This is a genomic window from Streptomyces sp. NPDC005492, assembly GCF_040605995.1.
Taxonomy (GTDB): Bacteria; Actinomycetota; Actinomycetes; order Streptomycetales; family Streptomycetaceae; genus Streptomyces.
Genome location: NZ_JBEXDX010000100.1, coordinates 1 through 7,938, shown reverse-complemented (window position 1 = coordinate 7,938; position 7,938 = coordinate 1). Strand labels below are relative to the sequence as shown.

General features: G+C 73.1%; 8 protein-coding genes and 2 pseudogenes. 6 read left to right on the top strand and 4 right to left on the bottom strand.

Translation table 11 applies throughout. The features are described 5' to 3' along the window. Positions 1–112: 112 nt before the first annotated feature. The 3 genes from ABZT04_RS45685 to ABZT04_RS45675 form a co-directional block, all read right to left on the bottom strand. Entirely contained in the window at positions 113–283 is a 171-nt protein-coding gene (locus ABZT04_RS45685; RefSeq protein WP_356066584.1) for a hydrophobic protein, read from the bottom strand. 43 nt (positions 284–326) lie between these two features. Beyond that, complete coding sequence (locus ABZT04_RS45680) at positions 327–1,148, bottom strand: class I SAM-dependent methyltransferase (protein ID WP_356066581.1); 822 nt, start codon at positions 1,146–1,148, stop codon at positions 327–329. Positions 1,149–1,227: 79 nt separating this feature from the next. After that, a complete protein-coding gene (locus ABZT04_RS45675; protein WP_356066579.1) occupies positions 1,228–2,745 on the bottom strand; it encodes a phosphatase PAP2 family protein in 1,518 nt (505 codons plus the stop codon). Positions 2,746–2,822: 77 nt separating this feature from the next. Here ABZT04_RS45675 and ABZT04_RS45670 point away from each other — a divergent pair, with 77 nt between their 5' ends. The 6 genes and pseudogenes from ABZT04_RS45670 to ABZT04_RS45645 all read left to right on the top strand — a co-directional run. Beyond that, positions 2,823–3,494 carry a histidine phosphatase family protein gene (locus tag ABZT04_RS45670; RefSeq protein ID WP_356066576.1) on the top strand — a complete coding sequence of 224 codons (672 nt, stop codon included), beginning with the start codon at positions 2,823–2,825 and terminating at the stop codon, positions 3,492–3,494. A gap of 66 nt (positions 3,495–3,560) precedes the next feature. Next, positions 3,561–5,180, top strand: a complete 1,620-nt coding sequence (locus ABZT04_RS45665; protein WP_356066574.1) for an ATP-binding cassette domain-containing protein — start codon at positions 3,561–3,563, stop codon at positions 5,178–5,180. A gap of 82 nt (positions 5,181–5,262) precedes the next feature. After that, positions 5,263–5,484: a DUF6158 family protein gene (locus ABZT04_RS45660; protein WP_356066571.1), complete on the top strand. Its 222-nt coding sequence runs from the start codon at positions 5,263–5,265 to the stop codon at positions 5,482–5,484. 117 nt (positions 5,485–5,601) lie between these two features. Continuing rightward, on the top strand, positions 5,602–6,396 hold the full coding sequence (locus ABZT04_RS45655) for an RNA polymerase sigma factor SigF (protein ID WP_356066569.1): 795 nt from the start codon (positions 5,602–5,604) through the stop codon (positions 6,394–6,396). Between the two features lie 130 nt (positions 6,397–6,526). Further along, a complete protein-coding gene (locus tag ABZT04_RS45650; RefSeq protein WP_356066566.1) occupies positions 6,527–7,126 on the top strand; it encodes a hypothetical protein in 600 nt (199 codons plus the stop codon). Positions 7,127–7,172: 46 nt separating this feature from the next. Further along, positions 7,173–7,865, top strand: a pseudogene (locus tag ABZT04_RS45645) (aminotransferase class I/II-fold pyridoxal phosphate-dependent enzyme); the annotation flags it as partial. 1 nt (position 7,866) lies between these two features. Here ABZT04_RS45645 and ABZT04_RS45640 read toward each other — a convergent pair. Next, positions 7,867–7,938: pseudogene (locus tag ABZT04_RS45640) on the bottom strand (MarR family transcriptional regulator); the annotation flags it as partial.

Here is a 7,938-nt window from a genome sequence, read left to right as displayed (position 1 = left end):
CCCACCCCCGACAGCGAGCGGGCCGCCGCCCCCACCCCCCCCCGGCCCCGCGCCGCGCCGATCTCTCGGCGCGGCCCGGGCCCGACGTCTGTGCGGTGCCGCGGACGGCCCGCTACCAGCGGTACCAGCGTCCCCTGCCGCCGCTCGCCGAGGTGCCGCGCACCAGGAAGCCGAGCAGCCACACGGCGAGGACGATGAGCGCCACCCACCAGAGGATCTTCACTGCGAAGCCGGCGCCGAACAGGATCAGCGCCAGCAGAAGGACGAGCAGAATCGGAACCATAGTGTCTAACCTCCTGACCGCCGGGTGCCCCGGATCGGCCGGATCAGGCGTCCTTGCGGCACAGGATCTCGCCGTGCAGCACGGCGAACCAGCCGTCCTCGCGCTTCCCCCACTCCCGCCACGCCTCGGCCACGGCGTTCAGCTCCTCGGTGCTCGCGTGGCCGCCGCCGGTCGCGATGCCCGCGTACGAGGACGCCACGGTGCGGTCCGCCCACAGGCCGCTCCACCAGGCACGCTCGTCCGGTGTGTGGAACGTCCAGTTGCTCGACGTGGCGGTGATGTCCGTGAGCCCCGCCCGCAGCGCCCATGACTTCAGCCGCCGTCCGGCGTCCGGCTCGCCCCCGTTGGCGCGGGCCACCCGCCGGTACAGGTCCAGCCAGTCGTCCAGCCCCGGGACCTCCGGATACCAGGTCATCGCCGCGTAGTCCCCGTCCCGGGCGGCGATGAACCCGCCCGGCTTGGTCACCCGCCTCATCTCCCGCAGTGCCTGCACCGGATCGCCCACGTGCTGGAGCACCTGATGGGCGTGGACCACGCAGAACGTGTCGTCCGGGTAGTCCAGCGCGTGGATGTCCGCGACCGCGAAGTCGACGTTCGTGAGACCGCGTTCGGCGGCCGTGGCCCGGGCCTGGTCCAGGATGCCCGGCGCGTGGTCGACGCCGGTGACGGAGCCGTCCGGGACCAGCGCCGCCAGGTCGGCGGTGATGGTGCCCGGACCACAGCCGATGTCCAGGATCTTCATGTGGGGCTTCAGCGAACCGAGCAGGTAGGCGGCGGAGTTGACGGCCGTTCGTCGGGTGTGCGACCGCAGTACGGACTCGTGGTGCCCGTGCGTGTAGACGGCGGTCTCCTGTGCTTTCGGCATGGCTCTACCTACCCCTTCGCGTCTTCTTCGGCGGTAGGAGTCACGCTACGCGCGCATGTCGAATAATGAGACCCGAGTTTTACGATGTGGACTGACGGGTGATCAGGGTCTCGGTCAGCGGGCGGTACACCGTCAGTGCCTCGGGCAGCTCCTCCAGGGTCAACTCGCCTTCCACGTCCGTGACTTCGCCGTCGTAGGCGAGGAGCGTGCCGGGTTCGAGACCGGTCAGGCGCAGGCGGTGCACCTGGGCCGCCGCGTGGGCGGGGGAGCGGGTGAAGGGGCCCGCGAGGGCCGCCGCGAGCAGGCGCAGCGCGGGCCTGCGGCCACCGTGCACGACCCGGATGTCGAGCCGTCCGTCCGCCAGGTCGACCCGGCGGCCCGACGCGATCCCCATCCGGTGATAGGTGCCGTTGCCGGCGAACAGCAGCCACAACGGGCGGGTACGGCCGCCGAGTTCGGCCTCCAGCGGATGCCGGTCCGCGCGCAGCACACGCAGCGCCGCGAGCACCCCCGCGGGCCAGCCGCCGATCCGGGGCGACCAGCGCTCCCGCTCCCGCACCAGCTCCGGATAGACGCCCAGACTCAGGGTGTTGAGGAAGATGCCCCGGGTGGCACCGGACCGGAACCGGCCGACGTCCACCCGGACGGCGTCGCCCTGCCTGATCGCCCGGCCCAGATCGCGCCCACCCTCCACACCGAGGTCGTAGGCGAAATGGTTGAGGGTGCCGCCCGGGAGGACCGCCAGGGGCAGGGCGTGGCGCAGGGCGACTTCCGCCGCTGCGTTCACCGTGCCGTCGCCGCCGCACACCCCGAGGACCTGGGCGCGGGCCGCCGCCTTCTCCAACTCGGCCCGGACGGCGGCCGGTTCGCTGACGATCAGCTCCGCGCCGGGCAGGATGTCCGTCAGCGCGTCCGCCCGGGCCGCGCTGCCCGACGCCGAGTTGACCACCATGACCAGGCCCTGGCCGTCCTCCAGCGCGGGCACCTCGGCGCGCGGGCGGGGCGGCGGCATGATCTGCCCGCGCGTCGGCACCATGCCGCGCACCGCGAACGCCGCGCACGCGCCCAGAGCGGCCCCGGCGACCACGTCGCTCGGGAAGTGGACTCCGGTGTAGACGCGGGACATGGCGACCGAGAAGGCGATCGGGGCCACCACCGCGCCCCAGGCCGGGGACTCCAGGGCCACCCCGGTCGCGAAGGCCGCCGCCGAGGCCGCGTGACCGGACGGGAACGAGGTGGTGATCGGCTGCCGCTTCAACTGCCGGCCCAGCGGGACCGGGTCCAGCACGGGCCGGTGGCGGCGCACGGACCGCTTGCCGAGGGTGTTGATGGTGAGGGAGGCCAGGCTCAGTGAGGCGATGCCCCGGGCGGCGGCTCGGCGGGCCCGCGGGGTACGGCTCGCGGCCACCGCGGCGGCTGTGGCGAACCACAGCACACCGTGGTTGGCGCTCCGGCTCAGGCGCGGCAGCACCGGCTCCGCGGCCGGCCAGTTCCGTTCCGCCGCCACCTCGAAGAGACGGGAGTCCAGGGAGAGCAGCCACTCGCGCAGGGCGTGGCGGCCGGGCAGGGGGAGGGTCAGGTCGACATCGGGGCTCATGCGGTGCCGGGTACCCTGAAATGGCCGTTTGCTGCCCGGCGGACCGTCGGCGGACCGTTTCATCGGAGGACCCCCGCATGCGCCTGCTCCTCATACGCCATGGCCAGACGACCGCCAACGTGGCCTTTGTCCTCGACACCGCCGTCCCCGGCGCGGAGCTGACCGACCTCGGCCGCCGCCAGGCCGCCGCCCTCCCCGAGGCCCTCGCCGACGAGGACATCGAGGCCCTCTACGCCTCCACCCTCGTCCGCACCCAGCAGACAGCGGCCCCACTGGCCGCCGCCCGCGGCCTCGACGTACACGTCCGGGACGGCATCCGGGAGCTGACCGCCGGCGACCTGGAGATGCTGCCCGGCGACACGGAGCCCGGCCACGAGTACATGCGGATCGTGTTCGCGTGGGCGGCCGGTGACACGGAGTTGAGGATGCCGGGCGGCGAGAGCGGCGCGGAGGCCCTCGCCCGCTACGACGGCGTGATCGCGGAGGCCGCGGACAGCGGCGCCCGCACCGTCGCCGTGATCAGCCACGGCGCCGCGATCCGCATGTGGACGGCCGCCCGCGCCGACAACGTCGACGTGGCCTTCGCCGCGGCCCGCCCGCTCGACAACACCGGCATCGTCGTCCTGGACGGCTCCCCGTCCGACGGCTGGAAGGTGCTCACCTGGGCCGGCGCCCTGGTGGAGACCGCGGGACCGGACACCGAAGGCGGCCCGACCGGGCAGCCCCTCGACGCGGACCAGAAGCCGTAGGCCCTGGCGCAGCGGGCACAATAACGGTTTGCCCGGCCGCGAGGCCGCCCCACAGAATGCGTGGTCATGGGACATCTGGAAGCCGCACACCTCGAGTACTACCTCCCCGACGGGAGGCCGCTGCTCGGCGATGTGTCCTTCCGGGTCGGCGAAGGCGCCGTGGTCGCCCTGGTCGGGCCCAACGGCGCCGGCAAGACGACCCTGCTGCGGCTGATCTCCGGCGAGCTGAAACCGCACGGCGGCACGGTCACCGTGAGCGGCGGCCTCGGCGTGATGCGCCAGTTCGTGGGCTCCGTACGCGACGAGACGACGGTACGGGACCTGCTCGTGTCGGTCGCCCCGCCTCGCATCCGCGAGGTCGCCGCCGAGGTCGACAAGGCCGAGCACGGCATCATGACCGTCGACGACGAGGCAGCCCAACTCGCCTACGCGCAGGCCCTGTCCGACTGGGCCGAGGTGCACGGCTACGAGTTCGAGACGCTGTGGGACATGTGCACCACGGCAGCACTCGGCGTGCCGTACGACAAGGCCCAGTTCCGGCAGGTCAGCACCCTCTCCGGCGGTGAGCAGAAGCGGCTCGTCCTGGAGGCGCTGCTGCGCGGCGGCGACGAGGTGCTGCTGCTCGACGAGCCGGACAACTACCTCGACGTGCCCGGCAAGCGCTGGCTGGAGGAGAAGCTCAAGGAGACCCGCAAGACGGTCCTGTTCGTCTCCCACGACCGTGAACTCCTCGCCCGCGCCGCCGAGAAGATCGTCTCCGTGGAACCCTCACCCACCGGCGCGGACGCCTGGGTGCACGGCGGCGGCTTCGCCACCTACCACGAGGCCCGGCGTGAACGCTTCGCCCGCTTCGAGGAGTTGCGCCGTCGCTGGGACGAGAAGCACGCCCAACTGAAGAAGCTCGTCCTGAACCTCCGTCAGGCCGCCTCCATCAGCCACGAGTTGGCCTCCCGCTACGCCGCCGCCCAGACCCGGCTGCGGAAGTTCGAGGAGGCGGGCCCGCCGCCCGAGCCGCCCCGCGAGCAGGACATCACCATGCGCATCAAGGGCGGCCGCACCGGCGTAAGGGCCGTCACCTGCAAGGGACTTGAACTCACCGGCCTGATGAAACCCTTCGACCTGGAGGTCTTCTACGGCGAACGCGTCGCCGTCCTCGGCTCGAACGGCTCGGGCAAGTCGCACTTCCTGCGCCTCCTCGCCGGCGAGGACGTGCGGCACACCGGCGAGTGGAAGCTCGGCGCGCGGGTCGTGCCCGGCCACTTCGCGCAGACCCACGCCCACCCCGAACTCCAGGGCCGCACCCTCCTCGACATCCTGTGGAAGGAGCACGCCCAGGCCCAGGGGCCCGCCATGTCCCGGCTGCGCCGCTACGAGCTGACCGGCCAGGCCGAGCAGAGCTTCGACCGGCTCTCCGGCGGCCAGCAGGCCCGCTTCCAGATCCTCCTCCTGGAACTCCAGGGCGTCACCGCCCTCCTCCTCGACGAGCCCACCGACAACCTCGACCTCGAATCCGCCGAAGCCCTCCAGGAAGGCCTGGAGGCCTTCGACGGCACGGTCCTCTCCGTCACCCACGACCGCTGGTTCGCCCGCTCCTTCGACCGCTACCTGGTCTTCGGCAGCGACGGCAGGGTCCGCGAGAGCACCGAGCCCGTGTGGGACGAGCGGCGGGTGGAGCGCGCGCGATAGCCCCTCCCTCGCGGAGGCTGCCGGGCCGGAATGTTCGTACAGTGGCCTCAAGGACCGTGAGACTCGACGAGCGGGGCACACCATGACCGGAGTCGACCCTGCGCGCCTGGACGACTCCCAGCTCATGAAGGAGCTGGAGACCATCCACCGCACGCGCCACGACACCCTGCTGTACGGCTCGAACGACGCGCTGCGCGCCCACAACGACCGCATGGCCCGGCTGGAGGGCGAGTACCTGCGCCGCCATCCACGCCGCCCCGTGGCGCCCGGCCGCACCCGCGAGGGGGCCAGGGAACGCGACTGAGGGGTGTTTGCCCCTTGAGGTCGCGGGCAGGCGAACCTTCAGCGCTGGAGCGCGACCGCGTTCCCACCGACGGTGACCGTCCAACCCGGAGCATGCTCAAGGGAGTTGTGACGCACCATGCCCACTCGCACCAACACCAGGCGACGTTCCCACCATGACGCCCCCGACACCGGGGCGGCGTTCCGCACCCTGGCCACGCTGCCTCCCGGTCCGCAGCACGACACCGTCCGCGAAGAGATCGTTGAGGCCTGGCTGCCCATGGCCGACCGGCTCGCCGGACGGTTCCGCAACCGGGGCGAGAGCACCGAGGACCTACGACAGGTCGCGGCCCTCGGCCTGGTCAAGGCCGTCGACCGCTACGACCCCGAGCGCGGCAACGCCTTCGAGAGCTATGCCGTACCGACCATCACCGGCGAGATCAAACGCCACTTCCGCGACCACATGTGGACGCTGCACGTGCCGCGCCGGATCCAGGACCTGCGCAACCGGGTGCGTCTCGCCATGCAGGAAGTCGCGCAGACCACCCCGGGACGGCGGCCCACCGTCGCGGAGATCGCCGTACAGGCGTCGCTCTCCCAGGAGGACGTACGGGCCGGCCTCGAGGCGCTGGAGAGCTTCAGCGCGCTGTCGCTGGACGCCGACCTGCCGGGCGGCGAGGACGGGTACGCGCTGAGCGACGTGCTCGGCTCGGCGGATCCGGCGATGGACGTCGTGGTCGACCGGGAGGCAGTGAAACCCCGGCTCGCGGCGCTGCCCGAGCGGGAGCGGACGATCCTGTATCTGCGGTTCTTCGGGGACATGACGCAGAGCCGGATCGCCGAGGAGTTCGGGATCTCGCAGATGCATGTGTCCCGGCTGATCAGCCGCTGCTGCCACCGGATCCGCGAACAGGTCCTCGAGGACGCCGCCTAGGCGCCGCACCGACTCGGATTCACCCGCTCGGCCCCGCGACGTCCCGCCAATGGCGCCCGGCCGCGCGCGCCCCGCTCCCGGCCGGGCTGTGATGGTGTGACCGCCGTCCTCGGTCTAAGGAGCCCCGCTCATGCGCCGCACCGCCCGTCTCCTGTCCGTCGTCGCCCTGGCAGGCGTCGTCGCGGGCGCCACCCCGGCCCTGGCCGCCGATCCGGCCGCGGAGGTGACTCCGAGCACCGCCCAGGCGGGCGGGAACGTGACCGTCTCCGTCTCCTGCGAAGCGATCGGCGGGAGCGCCCCCGACACCATGGATGCCTCGTCCCAGGCCTTCGACGACGGCACCGTCCAACTGCGACGGACGCCCGGCACCGACGACCGGGCGGCGGGAGCCGCGTACCGCGGTACCGCCCGCATCTCCACCGACGAGCAGGTCGGACGGGACTCCGCGTGGACCGTCGACGGAACCTGCCCGGCGGCGCCCGGCGGGCAGGGCAGGCCGTGGAGCGCGACCTTCAGCGTGGCGCACGGGGGCGGCGGACAGCAGCCGTGCCAGGAAACCCGAGGCGATTCCTGCGCTGGTACCGCCGCCGCGGTCGAGCGCGGGGTGCGGGCCGGTGAGGGCGGCACCTTCACCGACTCCGTCCCGGCGCTGGTCGCCGGAGGCGTGCTGATCGCGGCCGCGTGCGGCGGTGCCGTGTACCGGCTGCGCAGGCGGACACCTGGACACTGAGGGCAGGACACGGCACGGCAGGCACCAGGGACTGCGCGGAGGCACCATGCGGCAGGGGGACGCGGTAGGACAGGGGCCCGTCCGATACGGGCCGGTGTTCCCCGACGACCCCCTGCCCGTCCTGCCGGAACTGGCCGCCGTCCTCGCCGCCGCCGCGCCCCGCGCCGAGGAGCAGCCGGTGGGCGGAGCACCCGCCCTGCTCGACGCCGCGAGCGGCTACTTCGAACGCCGGGGCCTGCCCGCCGACCCCGCCCGCGTGGCCGCCGCCCCGGGCGCCCCCTCCCTGCTGCTCGCGCTGACCGCCGCGCTCGGCGGTGACGTCCTGGTCCCCAGACCCTGCGCCGCCTGGTGGGCGCCCTACGCCCGCCTGCTGGGCAGACCCGTGTTCCATGTGGGCACTCCGGCCGAGTGCGGCGGGGTGCCCGACCCGTACGCCCTGCTCGAGACCGTGCGCAGGGTCCGCGACGAGGGCGGCGACCCGCGCCTGCTCGTCCTGTCCGTCGCCGACGACCCCACCGCCACCGTCGTACCGCCCGAGGTCATGCACGAGACCGTCGAGGCCGCCGCCGACAAGGGCCTGCACCTGGTCAGCGACGAGACCTGGCGCGACACCCTGCACGCACCCCGGGGCACCATGCTGCTGAGCCCCGCCGAGATGCTGCCCGACCGGGTCACCGTCGTCACCGACCTGGCCGGCGCCCTGCTCCCGTCCGGCTGGCCGGCCGCCGTCGCCCGCTTCAGTCGGGGAGCCGCTCGACCAGGCCCTTCTTCGCCAGCCGGTCGATACGGTTCGTCATCGTGCCGGAGGTGAC

Excerpts from the sequence above, each read along its gene's own strand:
- ABZT04_RS45680 (WP_356066581.1), bottom strand. The coding sequence starts at position 1,148 with ATGCCGAAAGCACAGGAGACCGCCGTCTACACGCACGGGCACCACGAG.
- ABZT04_RS45655 (WP_356066569.1), top strand. The coding sequence starts at position 5,602 with ATGCCCACTCGCACCAACACCAGGCGACGTTCCCACCATGACGCCCCC.
- ABZT04_RS45670 (WP_356066576.1), top strand. The coding sequence starts at position 2,823 with ATGCGCCTGCTCCTCATACGCCATGGCCAGACGACCGCCAACGTGGCC.
- ABZT04_RS45660 (WP_356066571.1), top strand. The coding sequence starts at position 5,263 with ATGACCGGAGTCGACCCTGCGCGCCTGGACGACTCCCAGCTCATGAAG.
- ABZT04_RS45675 (WP_356066579.1), bottom strand. The coding sequence starts at position 2,745 with ATGAGCCCCGATGTCGACCTGACCCTCCCCCTGCCCGGCCGCCACGCC.
- ABZT04_RS45665 (WP_356066574.1), top strand. The coding sequence starts at position 3,561 with ATGGGACATCTGGAAGCCGCACACCTCGAGTACTACCTCCCCGACGGG.
- ABZT04_RS45685 (WP_356066584.1), bottom strand. The coding sequence starts at position 283 with ATGGTTCCGATTCTGCTCGTCCTTCTGCTGGCGCTGATCCTGTTCGGC.
- ABZT04_RS45650 (WP_356066566.1), top strand. The coding sequence starts at position 6,527 with ATGCGCCGCACCGCCCGTCTCCTGTCCGTCGTCGCCCTGGCAGGCGTC.